The 23,774-nt window shown below is 57.2% G+C and carries 18 protein-coding genes and 1 pseudogene; 14 read left to right on the top strand and 5 right to left on the bottom strand.

Features of this window, described 5'->3' with window-relative positions:
- Positions 1–311: 311 nt before the first annotated feature.
- The 6 genes from Q1A59_RS14240 (at position 312) to Q1A59_RS14265 (ending at position 4,543) form a co-directional block, all read left to right on the top strand.
- A complete protein-coding gene (locus Q1A59_RS14240; protein ID WP_298404684.1) occupies positions 312–959 on the top strand; it encodes a DedA family protein in 648 nt (215 codons plus the stop codon).
- 22 nt (positions 960–981) lie between these two features.
- Positions 982–2,265, top strand: a complete 1,284-nt coding sequence (locus Q1A59_RS14245; protein ID WP_299645157.1) for a sensor histidine kinase — start codon at positions 982–984, stop codon at positions 2,263–2,265.
- 4 nt (positions 2,266–2,269) lie between these two features.
- Positions 2,270–2,812, top strand: a complete 543-nt coding sequence (locus Q1A59_RS14250) for an NUDIX hydrolase (protein ID WP_298404688.1) — start codon at positions 2,270–2,272, stop codon at positions 2,810–2,812.
- Positions 2,813–2,884: 72 nt separating this feature from the next.
- Positions 2,885–3,556 (top strand): tRNA (guanosine(46)-N(7))-methyltransferase TrmB, encoded by a 672-nt coding sequence (locus Q1A59_RS14255; RefSeq protein WP_298483249.1) that lies wholly within the window; start codon positions 2,885–2,887, stop codon positions 3,554–3,556.
- Between the two features lie 49 nt (positions 3,557–3,605).
- The gene (locus Q1A59_RS14260; RefSeq protein WP_298402238.1) at positions 3,606–3,866 is read left to right on the top strand and encodes a YkgJ family cysteine cluster protein; all 261 of its coding nucleotides are present in this window, start codon (positions 3,606–3,608) and stop codon (positions 3,864–3,866) included.
- A 269-nt stretch (positions 3,867–4,135) separates the two neighbouring features.
- Positions 4,136–4,543, top strand: coding sequence for a hypothetical protein (locus tag Q1A59_RS14265; RefSeq protein WP_298402239.1), 408 nt, complete (start codon positions 4,136–4,138; stop codon positions 4,541–4,543).
- A gap of 78 nt (positions 4,544–4,621) precedes the next feature.
- On the opposite strand, the gene Q1A59_RS14270 is transcribed toward Q1A59_RS14265, so the two are convergent.
- Together Q1A59_RS14270 and Q1A59_RS14275 are read right to left on the bottom strand one after the other, a co-directional pair.
- A complete protein-coding gene (locus Q1A59_RS14270) occupies positions 4,622–5,344 on the bottom strand; it encodes an LrgB family protein (protein WP_298402241.1) in 723 nt (240 codons plus the stop codon).
- 9 nt (positions 5,345–5,353) lie between these two features.
- A complete protein-coding gene (locus Q1A59_RS14275) occupies positions 5,354–5,692 on the bottom strand; it encodes a CidA/LrgA family protein (RefSeq protein ID WP_298402243.1) in 339 nt (112 codons plus the stop codon).
- A 289-nt stretch (positions 5,693–5,981) separates the two neighbouring features.
- Here Q1A59_RS14275 and der point away from each other — a divergent pair, with 289 nt between their 5' ends.
- The 7 genes from der (at position 5,982) to Q1A59_RS14310 (ending at position 17,234) form a co-directional block, all read left to right on the top strand.
- Positions 5,982–7,331: a ribosome biogenesis GTPase Der gene (der, locus tag Q1A59_RS14280; protein ID WP_298402245.1), complete on the top strand. Its 1,350-nt coding sequence runs from the start codon at positions 5,982–5,984 to the stop codon at positions 7,329–7,331.
- Between the two features lie 92 nt (positions 7,332–7,423).
- A complete protein-coding gene (glgX, locus tag Q1A59_RS14285) occupies positions 7,424–9,592 on the top strand; it encodes a glycogen debranching protein GlgX (RefSeq protein ID WP_366917420.1) in 2,169 nt (722 codons plus the stop codon).
- Between the two features lie 105 nt (positions 9,593–9,697).
- Positions 9,698–9,913 (top strand): hypothetical protein, encoded by a 216-nt coding sequence (locus Q1A59_RS14290; protein ID WP_298402249.1) that lies wholly within the window; start codon positions 9,698–9,700, stop codon positions 9,911–9,913.
- A 494-nt stretch (positions 9,914–10,407) separates the two neighbouring features.
- Positions 10,408–13,140, top strand: a complete 2,733-nt coding sequence (locus Q1A59_RS14295; protein WP_299645159.1) for an ATP-binding protein — start codon at positions 10,408–10,410, stop codon at positions 13,138–13,140.
- 96 nt (positions 13,141–13,236) lie between these two features.
- Positions 13,237–13,842, top strand: a complete 606-nt coding sequence (locus Q1A59_RS14300; RefSeq protein WP_298402253.1) for a DJ-1/PfpI family protein — start codon at positions 13,237–13,239, stop codon at positions 13,840–13,842.
- Between the two features lie 192 nt (positions 13,843–14,034).
- Complete coding sequence (locus Q1A59_RS14305) at positions 14,035–16,884, top strand: VWA domain-containing protein (RefSeq protein WP_298402254.1); 2,850 nt, start codon at positions 14,035–14,037, stop codon at positions 16,882–16,884.
- A 5-nt stretch (positions 16,885–16,889) separates the two neighbouring features.
- Entirely contained in the window at positions 16,890–17,234 is a 345-nt protein-coding gene (locus Q1A59_RS14310) for a hypothetical protein (protein WP_298402256.1), read from the top strand.
- A 50-nt stretch (positions 17,235–17,284) separates the two neighbouring features.
- On the opposite strand, the gene Q1A59_RS14315 is transcribed toward Q1A59_RS14310, so the two are convergent.
- The 3 genes from Q1A59_RS14315 to Q1A59_RS14325 all read right to left on the bottom strand — a co-directional run bounded on the left by Q1A59_RS14315 (position 17,285) and on the right by Q1A59_RS14325 (position 22,596).
- Positions 17,285–19,342: a 3'-5' exonuclease gene (locus Q1A59_RS14315; RefSeq protein ID WP_299645160.1), complete on the bottom strand. Its 2,058-nt coding sequence runs from the start codon at positions 19,340–19,342 to the stop codon at positions 17,285–17,287.
- 399 nt (positions 19,343–19,741) lie between these two features.
- Positions 19,742–19,903: a hypothetical protein gene (locus tag Q1A59_RS14320; protein WP_298490508.1), complete on the bottom strand. Its 162-nt coding sequence runs from the start codon at positions 19,901–19,903 to the stop codon at positions 19,742–19,744.
- A gap of 554 nt (positions 19,904–20,457) precedes the next feature.
- Positions 20,458–22,596 (bottom strand): BMP family protein, encoded by a 2,139-nt coding sequence (locus tag Q1A59_RS14325; protein WP_299645161.1) that lies wholly within the window; start codon positions 22,594–22,596, stop codon positions 20,458–20,460.
- A 957-nt stretch (positions 22,597–23,553) separates the two neighbouring features.
- Here Q1A59_RS14325 and Q1A59_RS14330 point away from each other — a divergent pair.
- Positions 23,554–23,774: pseudogene (locus Q1A59_RS14330) on the top strand (SPFH domain-containing protein); the annotation flags it as partial.

The raw sequence follows: 23,774 nt of genomic DNA on the forward strand, positions 1-23,774 counted from the left end.
CCCGTGTGGTGGCGGGGCCGGGGGTGGGGGGCCCTCCCCCCTCGTGGCGGCGGAGCCATCCCCCCTCCCCCCCTGTGGGGGAGGGGCTGGGGGTGGGGGGCCCTCCCCCCGTGTGATGGCGGGGCCGGGGGTGGGGAGCATATTGCCCGCTGCGGCGTGATAACCATACCTCGCCACGTTGCGACCTCTGCGCCCCTTCGCGCCCTTGCGCCTTTGCCTCGTTTCCCACTTGACGCCGGCCCAGCGATCCTCTACCATACCTGAAGCGCACTTCGGCGCAATAGAACATAAGCCATACGGAGAATGCCTGCATGGGTCGGATTCTGGAACAGCTTGGCCTCTGGATTGAAAGCATTATTCTGGCGATTGGCTATCCCGGCATTACACTAGTGATGCTAGCCGAAAATCTCTTTCCCCCGATCCCCTCTGAATTAGTCATGCCCTTCGCCGGCTTCTTGGTCGGTCGCGGCGAAATGAATCTCTTCTTGGCGATTGGCGCCGGCACGCTTGGCTCGGTCTTGGGCGCGATTGTGCTCTACTATATCGGGATGCTGGCCGGCGAGCCGCTCGTGCGGCCCTTTTTCCGCAATTATGGTCGTTTCTTCCTGCTGTCGGAGCAGGATCTCGATAAAGCGCTGCATGCCTTCACCACCCACGGCGATGTGATTGTGCTTGGCGGGCGGGTCGTCCCGATTATTCGCAGCCTGATCTCGCTGCCGGCGGGGATGAATCGTATGCCAATGGGCCGGTTTTTGCTCTTCACCACCATCGGTTCGACCATCTGGACATCGCTGCTCACCATCGGTGGCGTCATTTTGGGTGCTAACTGGGAATTTGTGATCGAGATTGTTGACCAGTACCAGAAACTGGTGCTAGTGGTATTGGCGATTATAGCGGTAGTCTTTGTGGTGCAGCGGTTGCGCGGCCTGCGCGGGATGGCCTTCAGCCGCAGCGAATAATGAGGCAGATCAAGCTGTCTGTATGACGCAAGATCATCACAGTTCAGTCACCGAGCCGTATATCGCCCTGAGCCAGTTCTCGCCATTGACGGTGACTGAACGGGGATTGTGTGGCGTTCTGGCGCAATGGTTGCCTCCAACCACGTGGTTGATCATCGGGTCGGTGGCGTGGCCAGTTGCCGGCGGGGCGGCACGTTTAGCGCCGAACTGGCCATTTCCGGCGAGCCGAACGGCGTTAGCTGAAGCTCCGCTCTTGCGTGAATGGATGGGAATGGACGGGTGCTGGGAGCCACTGACTGCGCGCGGAAGCGTGTGTGGCGGTCTCATTGTACCGGATACGACGCCGGTTGCGCCAGCGTTGCTCGATCAGCTTGCGCCATGGGTCGATGTCATCCATACCCGGCGGTATGCAGCGCGGCAGGTGATCTGGCAATCTATGCTCTTGCAGATCAAGGCGCGGTACGCTGCCGGTGAAGAGCGTAGCGCGTTGTTGGCTGAGGTGTTCAAGAATTGTCTTGGTCTTGCCTTCCAACCGGCAATTGATGGGCAGGCGTTGACCAGAGACGCGCTGAGCATTACTGGCCGCTCACGCCCGCTCTGGCCCGATGAGGCCGCATTCGTCGAACTGGTATTAGCTGTCACTCATCCAGCCATCAAGCAAGCACGAGTACTCGGTTTGGCGGCGGCAGGCATTGCCCACGATATCAATAATCTATTGACGGTTATTGTAGGACGTGCGCAATTGCTCGAACTTGATGCAGTCGGGGAGCAAGTCACCGATTTGCAGATGATCGAGAGCGCGGCAGAGATTGGCGCGGCCAGTGCGCGCCAATTGCAACGCTTCGCGCAGCTTGAGCAGTTGCCGGCTCAGCCGGTGGATTTGGCCGCGATTGCGCGTGCGGCGGTTATTATCGCTGAACGTGACTTCATACGGAATAACAATATTGTTCTCATTGCTGAGATCGCTGAGCTGCCGCTGGCTGCCGGCGAAGCGAGCTTGCTGCATACCGCGTTGGTCAATCTGATCGTTGCCGCAGCGCAAGCAGTGCCGCACGGCGGTGTGATTCGTATCAATAGTGGTGCCGATGAACGCTACGTTTGGATCGAGATCACCGATCCCGGTCTACCGCCCAATACCGATCTACAAACTGTCTCGGCGCAAACGCAGCGCGCGCATACGATCGAACTGGCCATTGCTCGCCAGACGGCGCGCGTTCACCACGGCCACCTGCGGATCATAGCCGATCCGGCTGGTGGTACCGTGACCCAGTTGTTGATACCGCGTCTACATGAAAGAGATGGATAGTCTTATGCCAGCGTGGCATGTGCGCGAACGAGAAGTCTTGCTCCATCAGCCGCCATTTCTCACCGTCGAGCGGCATCATGTGGTGTTGCCAGATGGGCGTGAAATCCCGAATTGGCAATGGGTGATGACGCCTGAGTATGTAAATGTGGCGGCTCTTACAGGTGATGGGAAGTTTGTGCTCTTCCGGCAAGAGAAGTATGCCGTCGAGGGATTGTCGCTGGCGCCGGTAGGCGGGTATCTCGAACCGGGTGAGGATCCGTTGCTGGCGGCGCAGCGCGAATTGCGCGAAGAGAGCGGCTATGCTGCCTCTGATTGGGAACATCTTGGCCGTTATGCTGTTGATGGCAACCGCGGTGCTGGCGTAGCCCACCTTTATTTGGCCCGTGGTGCGACATTTGTTGGCAAAGATGAGAGCGACGATCTCGAAGCGCAGGAATTGGTCTTATTGACGGTTGATGAAGTGCGGCAGGCGTTGGCTGCCGGTGAGTTTAAGGTGCTGGCGTGGGCGACGGTCATGGCGCTGGCGTTGTTGCGATTACAAGATTAGTTGAGGTAAAAGCGCGCATGAGCAGCGCATACTTTATGCGCGCCTGCCCAGCTTGATATCTGCCAATCAACTATGGGTCGTGGTCGCTATCCTGCTCGGTTGAAAGTTACCGCGCCTCCGCCAGAGTTGGCGGAGCGTTATTATCGTTCGTGGCCAGCGTATGCGCTGTACCATACACCCGAACGGTTTCCGCTGCTGAGCGCCGACCTGTTTGGGCGCAGCGCACCGTTGACGCTTGAATTCGGTTGCGCTACCGGCGAATATCTCTGCGCACTGGCGGCAGCGCAACCAGAGGCGTGTTTCGTTGGTGTTGATATTGTAGCCAAACCGCTCTACCGCGCGGTTGAACGGGCAGCGGCGCTGAATCTGGCCAATATTCTCTTCATTCACGCCGATGCGCGGCTTCTGTACCAGCGCATTCCCGATGCGGCACTAGCAACAATCATTCTCCACTTTCCACCGCCGTTGCTGCGCAATCGGCAACGGAACCAGTTGCTCGTCTCGCCGCAGATGTTGGCCTGCGCTGCCCGCGTGCTCGTACCCGGCGGCTATCTCAGCTTTCTCACCGACCATCCAGACCTGTTTGCACTGATGCAAGAGCTGCTGCCAAACTTTCCGACGTTGCGTGCGCGACCGGCCTCACCCAGCGAGTTGGCCGTCTTTGAGTCGCACTATCACCGGCGCTGGGCGGTGCGTGGCCGCGAGATTAACGGGTTGCGGATTGAGCGGGTCTCGGCAGGGTGACCTCTTTAGCCCTGATGAACTTATACGCTCTTACTGAGGGGGGAATGCGATGGAATGTCGGGTTGGGTGTGGCGCATGTTGCATCGCTCCTTCGATCTCGTCACCGATACCGGGTATGCCTCATGGTAAACCGGCAGGAGTGCGCTGTGTGCAGTTAACGGCTGACAATCGCTGCGCGCTGTACGGCAAGCCGGAACGTCCGGCGGTGTGCGTCCGGTTGCAACCACATCCTGATATGTGCGGTAACAGTGTGGCTGAAGCGATGCTCTTGCTCAGCGCGCTCGAATTGGCTACCCAACCTGAAAAATGACTGAAAAGTTAGCTGGCAGTGGGAAATGTGCAACTCCGCAGCGCCGATTTGCGTTATTATGGCAGGGACAAACATCGCTGCGCTACCCCCCGCTTGGAAAGGATGTTGTAACAAAATTGGGGTATCATACATGTGGGGGACAGGCGGGCGATCAACGCACACCGCAGTGCGCGCTACCAAACCCATGGACTCTGCTTAGGGGTGTCGAAGCGGGCCGGTCCCGTGCCAAGGGGCACATTCCGGATCGACACTCGGGAAAGGAAGCCGCAGTGACTGACTTCGATCTAGACCGTTTGAGCATATCTGAGCTCGAACGACTGCGGGACGCGATTAACCAGCGCCTGCTGCAACTGCGCTACGGTACGCCGCGTTCGCTGCCCGAACTGTTGCGCATGTTGGAGGAGGTTAAGGTCGTCCTGAGCGATCAGGGCAAGGAGTGGCGCTCGCTTGAGCGTTGGCAATGGATGGATGGCCAGATTCGCTTCTGGCTGAACCCAGCCGATCAGGTGCATTATCGCGCCGGCTGGTATACAATTGACGAACTGATCCTCTGGTCGCAGGATCGCGGCCCGGTGCTCGTCCCGCAGGAGGAAGAGGAAGAAGATTTAGAGGGTTGGACGGAAATTAACGGCGTTCGCATCCGTTGGTTGCCCGACGGCACGATGGAGCGTCTGTAGGCGGCGAGCTTGAAACGAGCCGCCTACAGATCGGCGCACGCCGTCGTCACACCGGGCGCTATGTCGCCGTCTCACCCTTTATAAACCTAGCCATCGCGCCAGCAACGGCGCGAGCAATGAGGTCATTGCGCCGTTTAATCCCATTGCTAAACCGGCTAATGCGCCGGCCTCGCTGCTGAATTGCAACGAGCGTGCGGTGCCAAGACCGTGCGAAGCCAATCCTAGCGCAAAGCCGCGCTCGCTATCGTCGCGTACACCAACGAGGCCGAGTAACTCCCAGCCAAACAGTGCCCCCATCATGCCGGTAACGATCACGATCACTGCCGTCAGCGACGGCAGGCCGCCTAATTGCTCGGCAATGCCCATCGCAATCGGCGTCGTGATCGATTTCGGCGCCAGCGAGCGCAGGGTTTGCTCGGACAGACCCACCAGCCTCCCGGCAAGCACTGCCGCTGTGATGCCGGTTGCCGAGCCAACGATGAGGCCGGCTAGCGCCGGCCAGAAGATCCGACGCAACGTGCGCTCTGACTCGTAGAGCGGAATGGCCAGCGCTACCGTCGCCGGGCCTAACAGAAAATGCACGAATTGCGCGCCGTCAAAATAGGTGGCGTAAGGGGTGCCGGTCAGCAGCAAAATACTGACTAGCGCGATAATCGAGAGCAGTACCGGATTGAGCAGCGGCGGTGAACCTAACCGGCGGCTGATCAACGTCATTGCTCGATAGATGGCGATGGTCGCTGTTAACCAGAGCAATGGAGTTTGGGCAAGATAGACCCAGATCGAAAAGATACGATCATCCATAGTGTGCCATCACTTTCTCCGGCGCAGCCAATGTACGGTCAGGCCGGTCATCAGTAACGTGATTGATGTCGAAATGACAATCGCTGCCAACAAGGGTGCCCCTTCGCGGGCCAGCAACGGCAAATGAACCATCACGCCTACTCCTGCCGGCACAAACAAGAGCGGTAGATGGGCTAATATGCTGTTCGCAGTAGCGCTGAGCGGTTCAGGTGGCCCGCCGCGCCAGCGCAAGACAGCAAAGAGCAGCAGCATGCCGATCACCGGGCCGGGAACCGGCAGGTTGAGACCGCGGCTTAACACTTCGCCGATCAGTTGGAAGATCAGAATACTGAGAAGAGCGTCGATCATAGGATAATGCCTTCTGAGTCAATGGGAGATAGCTGTCTGCCCACTCCTTTGTTGTCATTGCTAAGTGTGTCTGAAGTGCTGCAAATCTTTTTTGCTCCACCGAGACCGTCGAACAAAGACGTAAAGCGTGCCAAGAGCGTAAAATGGCGCGGAATGATGATCATCCTCAACGTCCTCTGCGGTAAAACATAACTGCTCTGCTCCACCGGCAACCTGCTGCCAGCCTGCGCCCAATACCCACTATAATAGAACCAAGAGGACGCATCCCTGTCAGCGTCCGGGAGGAGTTATGACAAAACCGATTGTGGCCATCGTAGGCCGCCCGAATGTTGGCAAATCAACCTTCTTCAACCGCTTGATCGGCGAGCGGCGTGCGATCATTGAAGATATTCCCGGTACGACCCGTGACCGCTTGTACGGTGATACGTTCTGGAACGGGCGAGAGTTTACGGTTGTCGATACTGCCGGCATCTTGTTTGGCGATGACGATCCAACGCTGCCTGAAGCAGAGATCAATCGCCGCACTCGTGCTCAGGCCGAACACGCGATTGCCGAGGCCGACGCCATCATTTTTATGGTTGATGGGCGCGACGGTCTGACCGCGGCTGATGCTGAGGTTGCCGATATTTTGCGCACCACCGCCAAACCGGTGGTGTTGGCTGTGAATAAGTGCGATAGCCAAGAGCGTATGCTCGATGCGGTTGAGTTTTATGCGCTCAATCTCGGCGATCCGATCCCGATGAGCGCCTTTCATGGTCTAGGCACCGGCGATGTGCTCGACCGGCTTACCGAGCATTTGCCGGCCAAGACGTTTGAGCAGGAGGAAGAGCGCCATCTGCGGGTGGCGATTGTGGGCCGGCCTAACGTCGGCAAGTCCTCGCTGCTCAACCGGTTGCTTGGCCAAGAGCGCAGTGTGGTTAGCCCTATTCCCGGCACGACCCGCGATCCGATTGATACCACGATTACGTATCACGGCGAGCTGATCACACTGATTGACACCGCCGGCATCCGCCGTGCTGGTAAGATCGAGCGCGGGATCGAGAAGTACAGCGTGTTGCGCACACTGCGCGCGATTGAACGGTGCGACGTGGCGCTGCTGCTGATCGATGCCACCGAAGGTATTACGGCCCAAGACACTCATATTGCCGGGATGGTGGTCGAAGCGAAAAAAGGCATCATCCTTGTGGTCAACAAGTGGGATGCGGTCGTCAAAGATTCGCATGCGTACTACCAATTTGAAGACCGCGTGCGCGAGGCATTCAAGTTTGTTGATTACGCACCCATCGTCTTCGTGTCGGCGCTAACCGGCCAGCGTGTCAGCCATCTGCTCGACTATGCTCGCGAAGTGTATGCGCAACGCCAGAAGCGGGTGCCGACCAGCGAGTTGAATAACTTCTTGCGGGAAGCGGTATTGCAACAGCCACCGATGGCGGTCAAGAAAGGCGCTCATTTGCGTTTGTACTATGCAGTCCAGCCGCAAACTGAACCGCCGGTCTTCCTCTTTTTCGCCAATGATGGCGAGTTGGTGCATTGGTCGTATGCTCGTTACCTTGAAAACCGGCTGCGCGAACGTTATGGGTTTCAAGGAACGCCAATCGTCATTGTCTTCCGTTCGCGTGAACGAAAAGAGAACGACTAATCACACGCGCAGATCTCTTTCGCAAGGCAGCGTGCAGGAGGCTGTTGGTGGCCAGCTTGCTCGCTGCCTGCCTTTTTATGGAGGTTGTGATCATGCATATCACCGATGTCTGGCCGGGCCGTCCGTATCCACTTGGCGCGACATGGGACGGCGAAGGGGTGAATTTCGCCCTCTTTTCGGCCTATGCCACCCGGGTCGAGTTATGCCTCTTCGATAGCCCAACTGCGCCGCGCGAGGCGGTGCGGGTGATTCTGCCCGAACGCACCGATGATGTCTGGCATGGGTATATTCCCGGTTTGCGCTCTGGCCAGCTTTATGGCTACCGAGTCTATGGCCCTTACACGCCGCAACAGGGTCATCGGTTCAATCCATACAAATTATTGATCGATCCCTATGCGCGTGCCCTGTATGGCGAATTGCGCTGGGATAAGGCCAACTACGGCTATCGCGTTGACAGCCCCTACGGTGATCTGACCATTGGCAAGCGCGATAGCGCGCCGTATGTCCCGCGCTCGGTCGTGATCGATCCGCATTTCGATTGGGGTGATGATCGACCGCCCGATATTCCGTTGGCCGATTCGGTGATCTACGAGCTGCACGTCAAGGGATTTACTAAACTGCATCCAGAGGTGCCGGAAGCCTTGCGCGGCACCTATACCGGCCTTGCTTCACCTTCGATCATCGCCTACCTCAAAGCGTTAGGGATCACGGCAGTCGAACTCTTGCCGGTGCAGGCCTTCATTACCGATCAGTTTTTGGCCGATCGTGGTCTGACTAACTATTGGGGATACCAGCCGATCAACTACTTTAGCCCGGAACCGCGCTATGCCAGCCAGACAGACCCACAGGCGCAAGTGCAAGAGTTTAAGCACATGGTCAAAGCGCTACACGCCGCTGGAATCGAAGTGATTATCGATGTCGTCTATAACCATACCGGCGAGGGCAATCATCTTGGCCCAACTCTCAGCTTCCGCGGGATTGATAACGCCTCGTACTACCGGTTAGTGCCCGATCAGCCGCGTTACTACCTCGACGATACTGGCACCGGCAACAGCCTCAATCTGAATAACCAGCGCACGTTGCAGATGGTGCTCGACTCGCTGCGCTACTGGGTGACCGAGATGCATGTTGATGGGTTCCGGTTCGATCTAGCACGCACGTTGGCCCGTGGCCCCGCCGGTTCGGATCAGCCTAGCCCCTTCTTTGCCATGGTGCGGCAAGACCCGGTGCTTTCGCGTGTCAAGCTGATCGCCGAGCCGTGGGATGTCGGTTTTGATGGTTATTGGGTGGGGCGCTTCCCATCGCCATGGGCCGAGTGGAATGGTCGCTACCGTGATACTGTTCGCCGCTTCTGGAAAGGCGATGCTGGCCAAGCGGCTGAATTTGCTTCGCGCTTTATGGGTTCGATGGATCTCTATCAGCATAACGGTCGCCGGCCCTATCACTCGATCAACTTTGTCACCGCTCACGATGGTTTCACCCTGCGCGATCTCGTTTCCTACAACGAGAAGCACAACGAGGCTAACGGCGAAGCGAACCGTGACGGAGATACGCATAACAACTCGTGGAATTGCGGCGTAGAGGGGCCAACCGATGATCCTGACATCCGCGCGTTGCGGTTGCGCCAAATGATGAATTTCATTGCTACGCTGTTTTTATCACAAGGAACGCCGATGCTGTTAGCGGGTGACGAACGCGGGCGCACGCAGCAGGGCAACAACAACGCCTACTGCCAAGACAACCCAATTTCGTGGGTGGATTGGCGGGCGGATGCGGAAGCGAATCTCTTGCTTGACTTCACCCGCCGGCTGATCGCCTTCCGCCGCGCGCACCCGGTTTTGCGCCGGCGCCGTTTCTTTGCCGGTAATCTGGGTCATGCCGAGTGGGATGTTGAATGGCTTAGCCCTGATGGCCAAGAGGTGAGCGCCGAGCTGTGGCAGCAACCTGACCTGCGTTGTATTGGTCTCTTGCTCAATGGGGCGGTGATTGACGATCGCACCGAACGCGGCGAACCGATGCGCGATGATGTATTGCTGGTGTTGATTAACGCTAGTGATGAAGCGGTGCCGTTTATCTTGCCCGATTGGCCTGACGATGCCGAATGGCACGTGGTCATCGATACCTCCCAACCAAACTTGCATGATCCGCTGCAAGTGATTGATCAGATGTATCACGTTCAGCCGCGATCCTTGGCGGTTCTCGTCGAACGGATCGAGAATGAGCCGCCGATCCATATTGATCTGGCTGGATTGGCCAAGTAGCTCACCTTAATTCCGGAGCATCTTAACGTTTTGGTAACAAATTCGTATGACCGATCAGCTATAGTACGAGAAAGTATTCATTACAGACATCCATCGGAGCCAATCATGCGCACTCGTCTGAAGCTGAAACCCGGCCAACGCGGAACCAAGAAGTTGCAGGCAATATATGGTGATCGCCTCGTCTGCGTGCGTTATCGCTACGATGCCGAACAGGGTCGTCGCCTCAAAACGATTGAACTGATTGTGGAAGAAAAAGAGTGGTTGCCTCGTGATCGTTATGAGTCGACCGAAGCGGCTTTCGATCAAGTGGCGGCGGATTAGCTGGCATCAGCAGTAGGCTGATAGAGGTGTCGGGTAGCCGTGTCTTTCCATTGATAGGCACTGCTCTACGAGGAGCGATGATCGTGATGAGGGCGGCGCTGGCGTCGCCCTCGCTGTGTTTATGGCGCGAAAAGATTTAAGCTGATTAACCGTTTGCGTTGTGGTTAGAGGTACGCCGATGCGCGCCCATGAGTGATACAGAAACGATGCGACCCATGCCAGCTCGGCGGCGATTGAGGTGTCTACACATCTCTGCTATGATTATGATACCGCATCCAAGCATCATAACTACGACAGCGCGATATAAAAGTACGGCCGAGAATGGTATGATGGAATAAGGTTCTCTTTACGGTACGTCTTCACGCGCTGTATGGGATCGCGTAAACAGCATATTGTCGCCGGTTGAGGCGACGGTGCGGGGTTAGCGATGACCAAGGTGTTGTCCCTGTGATGTTTACCTGCGGTATCGCTATGGATTTAGCATGGAGCGCTCGGTGACGCAGTCTCACTTTGACGAATCCGCTCACTTAGCCGACCTCATCCAACAAGTGGCTGAGTTGCAAGCGGAACTAGCTCGGTTGCGCGCGCAGAACCGCTTTCTTCTGGCTGCGGTCAATGAGATGGCAAGCGGGATGATTGTGACCGATGCCGAACCTGATTATCCTATCATCTTTGCCAACCGAGCGTTCAGTACCATCACCGGTTATGCACCGGACGAGATCCTTGGCCGCAATTGTCGCTTTTTGCAAGGGCCGCAAACTGATCGGGCGGTGGTGGCGCGCGTTCGCGAAGCGATCGCCGCCGCGCGCCCCATTTATACCCGTTTGCTCAATTATCGCAAAGATGGCCAACCCTTTTGGAATCAACTCGCGATCAGTCCGGTGCGGGATGAGACCGAGCGGGTGGTAGCGTTTGTTGGCTTGCAAACCGATGTTACTGCGCAAGTAGCGGTTGAACAGGCGCTGGCCGAACGCGAACAGTTGCTGCGCGCAGTTGGCAAGATGGCGAGTGTCGGTGGGTGGGAGTACGATCTGACGACGCGGCAGATGGTATGGTCGGAAGAGATGTTCGCTGTCCACGAGTTACCGGTGGGCGAGCCACCTTCGCCAGAAGCGGCATTGTGGTTCTACCCGCCGGAGGTTCATCACCTGATCGATCAAGCATTCCAGCATTGTCTTGCCACCGGCGAGCCGTGGGATCTGGAATTGCCCTTCCGCACCGCGCGCGGCAATCTACGCTGGATCCGCTCGATTGGTCAGCCAGTTTGGGAAGCCGGGCGGATCGTCAAGCTGCGTGGCACCTTCCAAGACATTACCCGCAGTAAAGAGACCGAGCTGGCCTTGCGCGCCAGTGAGCGGCGCTACCGCATGCTGGCCGATCTGTTGCCGGGAACGGTGGTCTTGATGTTCGATACCGATCTGCGCATTACGCTACTCGCCGGCGCGGAATTAGCCCGGTTTGGCGTCAATGCTGCGCAGGTTGAGGGGCGATTATTGCCGGATATCTTGCCCGAACCGCACCGCTCTGAGCTGTTGCCGCTATGTTATGAGGTATTGTCCGGCGTTCCCTACTATATTGATTATGTTTTTAACCGTGAAGTGTTCGATACGGCCCTGTTACCGGTTGAGATTACAGCGGGACAGATCAGCGGCGGCTTGATTGTGGGTCGTAACATTACCGTCGAACGGCAGATCGCCGCCGATCTCTTACGCGCGAAAGAGGCGGCTGAACAAGCCGAACGAGCGCGTTCCGCCTTCCTTGCCTCGATCAGCCACGAAATCCGCACGCCGCTCAATGCCGTCATTGCTAGCGCTGAATTGCTCTTGACCAGCGCCTTGCCGGAAACGCAGCGTTCGTTAGTCGAGACGATCAGGGTTGGTGGTGAGGCATTGCTGGCGATTGTCAATAACGTGCTTGATCTGTCTAAAATGGAGGCAGGGCGGCTTGAGATTGTTGCTGAACCGGTTCATTTGCAGGCGATTGTTGACTCGGTCATGACTTTGTTCCGTCGTGACGCCGAGCGGAAGGGATTGGCATTTACCGCAGCGATTGATCCGGCATTGCCATCGTTGGTGATAACTGATGGCACGCGCTTGCGCCAGATTTTGATCAATCTTGTGAGCAATGCGATCAAGTTTACTGATCATGGCAACGTGTTGGTCAAGGTTGATATGGTTGATCCCAACGCTGATCAGCCTCAGGTGGTGCTCGCTGTGTGTGATACCGGGATTGGCATCGCTGCTGAGCAACTGCCGCGCCTCTTCCAGCCGTTCACCCGGCTTGACGGTGGTGAACGCACGCGGCGGGGTGGCACCGGTCTCGGCTTAGCCATCAGTGCCCAATTGGCGCACCTGATGGGTGGTGAGCTGAGTGTGGTAAGCCAGCCGGGTCAAGGATCAACGTTTACCTTGCGGCTGCCGGTGCAGGGGGTTGCCGCGCCGGCGCCGGTCTCAGCGCCGGAGGCAGACCTAGCGCCGGAACTCTCCGCGTCATTGCGTGTCTTAGTGGCTGAAGATAATGCGATCAATCAGCAAGTCGCGCTGCACTTGTTACGTGTTTTGGGCCATCACGTCACGATTGTCGCCAATGGGCGCGAAGCAGTGCAGGCCGTCCAGTCGCATCCGTTTGATGTGGTACTAATGGATCTGCAAATGCCAGAAATGGACGGCGAAGAGGCGACCCGCCAGATCCGCGCGCTTGGTGATCAGATCCGGCAGCCGCGGATCGTCGCTCTGACCGCGTATGCCTTGGCTGGGATGCGAGAGCGGTGTTTGGCCGCAGGGATGGATGGTTTTCTGAACAAGCCGGTGCGACTGCAAGATTTGCGCCAAGTCTTGCAGCCGCACACTCAACCGATGAGGCCTATCACGGGGGCGAGCCCGGTTGTTCGTGATCAAGTAATCGATTGGGAAGTCTTTAGCGAACTACTGGCAGCGCTTGGTTCGGATCAAGTTGAAATGGCCGTCAAGGCGCGTGAGCTGATCCGGCGCGAATTTCAACAGCAGCTCGAACAGTTGGCCTCCTCGATCGCTTATGCTGACACCGAACAGACCCGGCGAATTGCGCATCGCCTTAAGGGAGGCGCTCGCCAAGTCGGCGCAGTGCGGGTGGCGGCGGCGGCGCAGGCGATTGAGCAGGCTGTCGCTAGCCAGATGCCGCTCGATCCGTTGTTGAGCGCATTGCAACACGCAGTCGACGAGACGCTGCGCTTACTCGAAGCGGGTTGACAGTTACGCCACACCGTGTTACCGTAGAATTATTCTAGCTGGCAACATAGCGACAGGGTGGTCGTATTTGTTTAACCGTTCAGAGAGGAGCAGGCAATGGCAAAGAAGATCCTCTTCCTCGTCGGCGACTATGTCGAAGATTACGAAGTGATGGTGCCGTTTCAAGCGCTCGCCGCGCTCGGCTATCAGGTGCATGCCGTCTGTCCGGGCAAGAAAGCCGGTGAATTTGTGCGCACGGCGGTGCATGACTTTGAGGGCGATCAGACCTACAGCGAGAAGCGGGGTCACAACTTCACCCTGAATAAAACCTTTGATGAAGTGAATGAGCACGAGTACGATGCGCTGGTCATTCCCGGCGGACGCGCGCCGGAGTATATTCGGCTCAATCCGCGCGTGCTCGACATTGCGCGCCATTTCTTTACCGCCAATAAGCCGGTGGCGGCGATTTGTCACGGGTTGCAGGTCTTGGCAGCCGCTGGTGTGTTGAATGGTCGCCGTTGCACGGCGTATGCGGCGGTTGGCCCCGATCTGCCGCTAATTGGCGCTGAATATCACGAGTTGCCCGCCGATCAGGCCATCACCGATGGTAATCTGGTGACAGCGCCGGCGTGGCCGGCTCACCCGGCATGGATTGCCCAGTTCCTCAAGGTGCTTGGCGCCAAGATTGAAATCGAACCGCAGGCCGAGACGGTCGGAGCGTAAGCGATCAAGCAAGAGCACGCAGTAGGGGCACAGCATCGCTGTGCCCCTGCATTATGTGTGTGACAAGAGGAACTTTTGCCGCGATGGTATCGTCCTAGAAAAAAGGGCCGATCATGCCTTGTCATCGCTGGGTATTCTCGGTACAATGCCAGTACAATCACGTACCAATGTCTCACCGGCCAACGGTTGCCTATGCCATATATATCCTTTATCTATCCTGAAGCGCTCTGGCTGCTCATTGTGCCGATCGGGATGGCTGCGCTCGCATTACTCGCGCCGCGCCGGTTATCGCCGTTCCGGTTCTGGGGCAGCCTGATCGTGCGTACCTTGGTCGCTGTGGCTTTGATCTTTGCCTTCGCTGGCATTCAATGGGTACGCCCGGTCGATCGGTTGACGACCGTCTTCTTGCTCGATGGTAGTGACTCGATGCCGGCCTCGACCCGCGCACAGGCCGAGGCGTTCATTCGCGCCGCCTTGCAAGAGATGCCGGCTGACGATCAAGCGGCGATTATCGTCTTTGGCGATAATGCGCTGGTTGAACGAGCACCAGATAGCGATCGCCGGTTGGGCCGGATTACCTCGATCCCCATTGCAAATCGCACCAATATCGAGTCCGCCATTCAGCTTGGTATGGCGCTCTTCCCCGCTGATACGCAAAAACGGTTGGTGTTGCTCTCTGATGGCGGTGAAAATAGCGGGCGGGCGATTGATGCGGCGCGGTTAGCGGCAAGCCGTGGCATTCCAATCGATATTGTCGATTTGACGTTGGTCGAAGCTGATGCTGAGGCATTGGTGGCCAGCGTGGAGGCGCCCAATAGTGTGCGTGACGGCCAAGAGGCGCTGATTGTAGCCACTGTCGAGAGTAACGTTGCCCAACCCGCTACGGTGCGTCTGATTGATGATACCGGCGTAGTGGCCGAACGCGCGCTTGAATTATCGCCCGGTTCAACCCGTGTCGAGTTTGTGGTGCTGGTTGAGGGTAGCGGTTTCCGGCGCTACCGGGTGCAAGTGGAAGCAGCCCGCGATGGGAGAGTGCAAAATAACGAGGCTGCGGCCCTGATTAAGGTGCAAGGTCCGCCGCGTGTCTTGTTAATTGCGCGTAACGCTGCCGATGCTCGCCCGTTGGCGACGGCATTGGTCGCCGCCGATATGGTGGCCGAGGTGATCTCGCCGGAAACAGCGCCGCGTTCGCTGGCTGATCTCAGCGCCTACGATGCGCTCGTGCTGGTGAATACGCCGGCTCGCGCGTTGCCGATTGGTTTGATGCAAGCTATCCCCGGTTATGTGCGCGATTTAGGGCGCGGTTTACTTATGATCGGCGGCGAAGATAGCTTTGGCGTCGGTGGCTATGGCCGCACCGCCGTCGAAGAGGCGCTCCCAGTATATATGGATGTCCGTAATCGCGAAATGCGACCCGATCTAGCGATCGTTTTTGTGATTGATAAGTCGGGATCGATGGATGCCTGCCACTGCGCTGATCCCGATCGCAATGCACCGATAACGTCTTCGTCCGACCGTAAAATCGATATTGCCAAAGATGCGATTGCGCAGGCAACGGCGCTCTTGGGCTTGCAAGATACGGTTGGCGTAGTGACATTCGATGGCGCTGCGTTTCCAACGTTTGCCGCTACTCGCGGCGCGACGGTCGGACAGGTCATGGATGCGGTGGCAGGTGTTGAGCCGCGCGGCCCCACCAATATCCGGGCTGGCTTGTTGCGCGCCGAAGAGATGCTGCAACAAGTTGACGCCCGCATCAAGCATATGATTCTGCTGACCGATGGTTGGGGCAGCGGGGGTGATCAGCTCGATATTGCCGCCCGGCTGCGCGAACAGGGCATTACTCTGACGGTCGTCGCCGCCGGAAGCGGTTCGGCTAGCTATTTGCAACAATTGGCGGCAGAGGGCGGCGGGCGCTACTATCCGGCGGCTGATATGGCTGATGTGCCGCAGATTTTTGTCCAAGAGACGATTACGACCATCGGTAACTATATCGTTGAGCAGCCGTTTGTGCCGGTACGCTACGGCAGTAGCCCGATTCTGGCCGGGCTTAGCGCCATTCCGCCGCTCTATGGCTACAATGGCAGCACGCTCAAAGACACTGCGCAACTCTTGCTAGCCACCGAAGATCAGCAGCCGATTTTGGCCACGTGGCAGTTTGGCCTTGGCCGTAGCGCAGCGTGGTTGAGCGATACTAAAGGTAAGTGGGCGCGCGACTGGATTGTATGGGAGGGTTTTCCCCGCTTTGCCGCCCAATTGATCGAAGATCTGACGCCACGTGGCGGGCAGGATGTTCGCGCAGAGGTAACTGTTGCCGGCGGCGAGACGATCGTTCGCCTTGCCACGGCTGCAAGCCAGAACGATCTGACGGTGACAGCGACTTTGATCGGCGGTGATGGCTCACGGCGCGAGGTGCGTTTGACACAGGTCGCCCCTAACCAGTATCAGGCGCGGCTCGAGAGTCCTATTCCCGGTACCTATCTAGTGCAGATTGCCGGCGCACGTGGTGATCGGGTCGTGATTCAAGAAACTGCCGGGATGGTCGTACCGTATTCTTCGGAGTATCGCAGCGCACAGGCTAACCCCGGTTTACTGGCTGAGCTGGCGAATACAACTAAGGGCCGGTTTGTGACGGAACCGGCAGAGGTGTTTACTCGCCTGAATCAAGTCTTTTCTGCGCAGGAGATCGCCTTTCCCCTGCTGTTATTGGCGTTGATCTTACTGCCGATTGATATTGCCCTCCGCCGGTTGATGGTACGTCGCAGCGATTTTGGCCCGCTCAGTACGCTAGCCGGACGCTTGCGACCCGCCGGAGTAGCGCCGGTTGCACCTGACCCGGTGCTAGGCCGGTTGCGCGCTGCCCGTGATCAGGCGCGGCGCCAGATGGCTGGTGAACGCACATCGTTGCCGCCGACTCCACCGTCCGCTCCGCCGCCGGCCCCACCGCCAACGGCTGCCGTTGCTGAGAGTGATGAGGCGCTGGCCCGCCTTCGCGCGGCCAAAGAACGAGCGCGTAAGCGGATTACCGGCGAAGGGGGTGAGTGATGGGTATGACAACCAATAGGATGGTCGCTGAACCGGTGCGAGCTTGGCTAGGTCGCTTGGCCATTGCTATCCTAATTGGAGCGCTGGCCGGGGTCGTTGCCTACCTAACCGCGCGGGCTATTGGTTCAGCGTGGCTCTTACTTAATCAGCAATCCTTGATCGACGCCACCCGGCAGGCTTTGCAGGAAGGCGTGATGGGCTTGGCCAATACCAATCTTCGCGCTTTGCGCTTGGCCGCCGAAGCGCAACAACGCTTTATCGCCGAACTGAGCGGGTGGATCGGGCTAGGAGCATTTTTGCTGGCCGCTAGCGTCGCCTTTGTCCGGCTTGAACTGCAAAGCAGCAAATAATGCCATGGTGATTGCCCCTTGCGCAATCTTGGGTTCGACAATGCCGTCAGTCACGGCCCGATCTGTTGCCAGAGCGTTGCCGGTAAGGCTTGCACGAATGAGGATGGTTGATCGGCGCTGGCGCAGACTAATAATTCCCGCATTGCGCGTGAACAGCCAACATAAAATAGACGTTGCTCTTGCGCAATCGCCTCCTCTCGCTCCTCTGGTGGTAAGTGGTCGAAGTTGTGCGGTAGATGTTCTTGCGCTAAGCGTGTGACGGCAACAAAGGGAAATTCAAGCCCCTTGGCTGAATGCAAGGTCATCACCTTAACGACCGGTTTGCGAATATCGATCTGTTTCTTTTCCATAAACTCCGCCGGTACGCCAAGCTGCTTGAGCTGAGCGCAAATGTGCTGCGCCACTTGCTTGCTGTGGCACAGCACAGCCCCGGTGTGCGCCGGTAAACGCCACCTTCGCGCTGCGGCGGCGAAGAAATCGCGAATTGCCATCGCTTCTTCCGTGATGTCGCGGCAAAACTGAATGGTCGGCATATTGCCGTTGTGGATTGCGGCAGCTTGTTCATTGTCGCCGGTTATACCAAGAATGGCGGCGCAGGCGGCGGCAATCTGGGCCGTATTCCGGTAATTACGCCGCAACACAAAGCTACGCCCGCGCATTTGGAGCGCACTATCGATCTGCTGCCACGAAAACCCGCGTTGGTACAGCGATTGTCTGGCATCGGCAGTGATATAGATTGATTGCGGCGACTCGGCGCAAGCGAGCAGATAACGCAGCGCCACTGGCGAAAGGTCTTGCGCTTCATCAATCACGATGGCGCGGTAGGGCCGGGCCGGCTGATGGCGCGCTAATTCCAGCGCCTGCCGCCGCACATTGCCCCACGTCGTCCATCCTTGTTGGCGCAAGAGATTAGACCACGTCTCATACACCGACCACACGGCTTCACGCAGCGAGGCGCGCAGCGGCAATTTGCGCCCGATCCGTGGTTGACTCGCGTAGCCTTCATACGTGGTTAGCCCCCAATGTTCAATCACACTGGTAAACTCGTCGAGCAGGTATTCGACCCCTAACGCTCGTAACGCTTCTCGGCGGTGTTGGCGTTCAGCTTCGTTGTCGCTGACCATGGGCGCTGTCTCTAATGCTTGATGCAACGTGTTCAGCAACTCTCCTTCAGGGGCAAAGCGGGGTGAGCCATACGCGCGGACGTATTGACGGAAGATGACACTATCGACGGTGTTGACTTCGACTCCTTTTGCAGCAAGATCTCCTTGCAGGAGACGTTCCAACAGTTGCGTCGAGTACGAGATTAGGGCGTTGGTAAAGGTGGTAAATAACACCGGCGTTTGCCCGCTCGCTACTAGTCGTTGGATACGGTACAGCGCAACTATTGATTTACCGGTGCCCGGCCCGCCGCGCACCAGTACCGGTTTATCGAGCGGCGTTTCGACCAGCCGCTGTTGTTCGGGATCAAGCATTAGCAAGAAATCGCTCAATTCGCCGGCCACAAACCGGTCAAGGTCTGTGGCATCATTGAGCAGGTATTGTGGTTGTTGCAGAATTTCATCGACGCTGCGCGGGTACAGAATATCGAGTACCCGTTCCATGATCGGTTGCGGTACGGGCGCGTTCAAGAGGTCATCTTCAGTATGCACTGCGAGCAATGCTGGCCAGTACTGTTCTGGGATGTGCCACTGGCGCAGATCGGCGACGGTGACTTCGCGCGTCAGCGGTTGTGACGTTACGACGGTTGGCTCGCTTGGTGGCGGTTCGGACGGCTCCGGTGCGTACAGGAAGCTAACCTCCGGTGGCGCTTCTTCCGGCAGGTCAATCTGGCCGAAGTCGTGTTGGTAGGTTTGATCATCGCGTTTGCGAATCGCAATCAGTTTGACCCATCCCGCATCAAAGGTGTAAATAAGACGATAATCACCAATTCTGACTCGGTACAGCGGCGGGACGCGATTCTTAAGTTTTTTGGCATCTCCTTGCGCTGAAATCGGATCACGTTCAAGTACTTTGACCTTCTGCAAGGCTGTTTTTTGAATCTTTGCGGGCAGACCAATGAGTTCGTTGAGAAATGTAGGTGGTGTGATAATTTGATATTTGGTCATACTTATCGCCCTCGCGGATCAAACTTCGCTTCCTATGGTTTAGCACGTGATTTTCTAAAATGATTGATGGTCACGATGTGATTTGTTCACGTCTTCAGAATCGGAGAGGCTAGTTCGCGTTTTATTGCCAACTGCTTTGCCCCCGCAGCATGTTGTAGCTGAATCTAATACTCACATCATAGCATCCTTGCTGCTTGTTGAAAAGAAGTAAAGAATAACCACGTCCTAGATATATAGCACGCGCTTGTACTCGATGGAGTACAGATGTGATCAACAATTAGTCATCATTATCGTTATCGTTGTCGTCACCGCTACCGCTATTGTCGCTGCCACACCCACTAAGATCATCATCGCTAGACTTTAGGTGAGAGGGTAACGGTCTGATCGCGCCGATTGTCGTCATTGTGTGGTCGTGGTGAGGGGGTGATTGTTGGGCGAGATGGTGATGTCATTGTTACCATCTCGACCCACAATGAAGACAGTCACCTGTACGCCGTTGGCGGCATTTGTCGTATACCCGATCACGACCACCTCAGCGCCGGCTGCTGACTCACCCCGCACCTAGATCGTGTTATCGATGATCACGGAATATCACCGATGGCCCAACGGTTGAGCATTACCTCCCTGAGGGTGTCGCTAAATTCAACCTCGGTTTCACGGCGACGCTGAATCAACGCGATCACTTCGTTTCAGTGGCGCTCGGCAAAGCGCATATTCAACAGATTCGTAACGGCGAACGAGAATTATTGGCCTGTTTCAAGCCAATGCGCTGCAACATTGCCGCCTAACACAATAACGAACACAAGACTGACAGCGAGAGCGAGCGGCAATAGGCGAGTATAACGGCAGATCCATCGTGTCCTCCTTGTCCTAAAGAATTGCATCAGCTTAGCGCCCTCACTCTCATAGCCGCGTGATCGCAGAAAAAGTTACGGCCTCCCTCCAACAGCGCGCCATAATCCGGCAATGGCTCCCAGACCACTGCTGTCTGCGCATTGGTTACTGATCTCATCGTTGCGGTGGAGCGGGAAGTAGCACCAGCTTGCAAAACAATCACCGGCGAGCTACTATGCTTCGCCGGTGACAAACGAACAGCAACAGACTTGATTCGATGACTACCGCTGGAACGGCTGCGGCGCGGGGATGGTGGCCGGATCAATGTCACCGCTGACCGGATCGACGCCAGTGGTCAGTTCGCCTTTGGTCAACGCAGCCAGAATCTCTTCCATCCGGCGCTTGACCGCATCAGGCACCTCATTGGCCGTGTCGTGGTAATCAGCGTAGCCGATACCACCGTTGGCGGCCTCGTACATCGCGATGCCGTTGCCCTTGAAGGTGCCGTTGACGACGGCCTTGATCTGATCGTAGACGGCCACGTCAACCCGCTTCAACGCCGAGGTAAGCAACCGATTGGCACCGGGAGCAGTGCCACGGGCAAACGTCGTAAAGTACTCATCTTGATCGACGCCGATCACGTAGACACCGCGGGCAGCCGCCTCTTTGATCGCACCGGAGCCGGTCGGACCACCAGCACCCATAATCACATCAGCGCCCTCGCCAATCATCTGCTGGGCGGTGCTAGCACCGAGAGCTGGGTCAATGAAGGTGGGCAAATAGACGCCGAGCAGGTTGATGTTGGGATTCACGAAGCGCGCGCCATTGTCGAAGGCGTTGCGGAAGCGCTTGACCGGTGGGATCTCTTGACCGGCGACAACACCGACAGTGCCGGTCTTGGTCATCATACCGGCTAGCGCGCCAACCAAGAAGCCAGCCTGATCCTCGCGGAACTGCAAGCCGACCAGATTATCGGTAACGGTGCCCGGCTCGTAGAACTGGTCAACCCCGATGAAGATAATGTCGGGGTGTTCGGCGGCGAACTTCTTGGTCGCATCGGCGATCAAGAAGCCAACAGTGACGATTACATCAAAACCTTCATCGATGAAGGTCTGGATATTCTTCTCGTAATCGGCTTGGGCCTGCGTCTCGATATACTTGTACTCAAGCCCAAACTCTTGCGCTGCCCGCAACGCGCCGAGGTGGGCCGACTCATTAAAAGTGCCGTCATTAACCTTCCCCAAATCCGTCACCAGTGCGATCCGGGGCAATTTGACACCTGAAGGTTGGAACGGCTGCGGCGCGGGGATGGTGGCCGGATCAACATCACCGCTGACCGGATCAACGCCGGTGGTGAGCGTACCGTTGGTCAGTGCGGCGAGGATCTGCTCCATGCGCACCTTCACCTCGGCGGGCACGACGTTGGCGGTGTCGTGGTAATCGGCGTAGCCGATACCGCCGTTAGCAGCCTCGTACATTGCGATGCCGTTGCCCTTGAAGGTGCCGTTGACGACGGCCTTGATCTGATCGTAGACGGCTACGTCAACCCGCTTAATTGCCGAGGAGAGGATCTTGTCGGCGCCGGGAGCGGAGCCGTTGGCAAAGGTGGTCACGTACTCATCTTGGTCAACGCCGATGACGAACACGCCACGAGCGGCGGCCTCTTTGATCGCGCCGGAACCGGTTGGACCGCCCGCGCCGAAGATCACATCAGCGCCGTCGCCAATCATCTGCTGGGCGGTGCTAGCGCCGAGGGCGGGGTCGATGAAGGTGGGCAAATAGACGCCGAGCAGGTTGATGTTGGGGTTCACGAAGCGTGCGCCATTGTCGAAGGCGTTCTTGAAGCGCTTAACGGGCGGGATCTCCACGCCGGCCACCACGCCCACGGTGCCGGTCTTGGTCATCATACCAGCCAGCGCGCCAGCCAAGAAGCCAGCCTGATCCTCGCGGAACTGCAAACCGACCAGATTATCGGTGACAGTGCCCGGCTCGTAGAACTGGTCAACCCCGATGAAGATAATATTGGGGTGCTCGGCGGCGAACTTCTTGGTTGCATCGGCGATCAAGAAACCGACGGTGACGATCACATTGAAGCCCTCATCGACGAAGGTCTGAATGTTCTTCTCGTAGTCGGCTTGGGCTTGCGTCTCGATATACTTGTACTCGAGCCCAAACTCTTGCGCCGCCCGCAACGCGCCGAGGTGGGCAAACTCGTTAAACGTCCCGTCGTTTACCTTGCCCAGATCCGTTACCAACGCGATCCGGGGCCTGCCAGAATCTGAGGGGGCGGTTGTGGAAGCGGCGGTCGGCGATGCAGGCGCCGGCGTCGCGGTGGGCTGGGCCGCAGGCTGACCACAGGCGGCCAGCATCGGCACGAGTAGCGTGAAGAGCGCTACCAGCGTGAGTAGAGTCTTGCGCATGACTTCTTCTCCTGATCTACGACGATCGGATCCGTTCAGAAGCGCCATGGGGGCGAGCATGGCCCTTCTGTTGTGACGCACCAAATGGTACGTCTCGCAATCTGTGAGTCGGCGCGATTATAGCACATGTAGCGCAACTTTTTCTGCAGGATGCCGTATGTTATAATGTAAGTAACCTACTTAGTTGCAAAAATAGGCAAGAAGGTTGAGAAGAAATTAGATGGAGATTGTCGACCAATCCCCTGATAGCCGGCTCGTGGTTTCGGAGAACTGCCGAGCGCGAATGGATGGCATCACCAAACGTGCGCTTGATGACAGAGTTCACCGTCTCTACCTTCTAATGATGGCTATACCAGTCATCCAACTGGGCTACCGTCACCAACTCGGCCCTAGCGATCTGTTTAGAACGTACCACGTTGCCGCCACGTCGGATGTGTGGGAACAGGTATCTCCTTGTGCCCCCTCGCCCGTCACAACCAGCATCAGCCATTATCACCCAGCGCTCTCTGCGCGCAGAACACTGCGCCTCGCACTGCACTCTGCTCAGGAACACGTTGTCACTGCTTGGGATAGTTGCCTGTTGACAAGCCACAACGAGCTGCGAGTACGTGCCCACCGCGACGGACCTTACCCCGAATACTCGCATCGTGCGGCCTGTCCGACTGCGGGAATATGTGATCGCCTAGGAGGTAGCGTAGCCGGTGTTCGCAAAGGCCATCGTTTCTTCCTCACTCCTGCCTCGTCTCGCAACTTGCGCTGTATCCTCCCCAGCACGTTCATGCGCAGCAGCCGCTTGCAGGCGTGCGATAGGGTGGTGTGGTTCGGCACATGCTGCAACTCCAGCACGGCGCAGACCTTGTCTGTAATCAACAGAATATATTCTGTAATCACAGTGAAAACATTGTGATTACATTTTATCGGGATTTTTGTTCATAAAAACTTTAGGGAGGTCAAGCAATGACAGGTATCTTGTTCTGGGTACTAGTTTGGCTGGTGGTACGCTATTTCTTATCCGGGTTCTACACCGTCGATCAGAATGAACGAGCCGTTAAGACCATCTTTGGTCGGGCCGAACGTTTGCCGGGGCCGCTAGTTGATGATCCATTTCTAGAGTATCTGCGGCCTGATGAACGTGAACGGTATCGCTACCCGCAAGTGCGGGTGATCCCTCCCGGCGG

Origin of the sequence: uncultured Chloroflexus sp. (genome assembly GCF_937951745.1) — a bacterium.
Lineage (GTDB): Bacteria > Chloroflexota > Chloroflexia > Chloroflexales > Chloroflexaceae > Chloroflexus.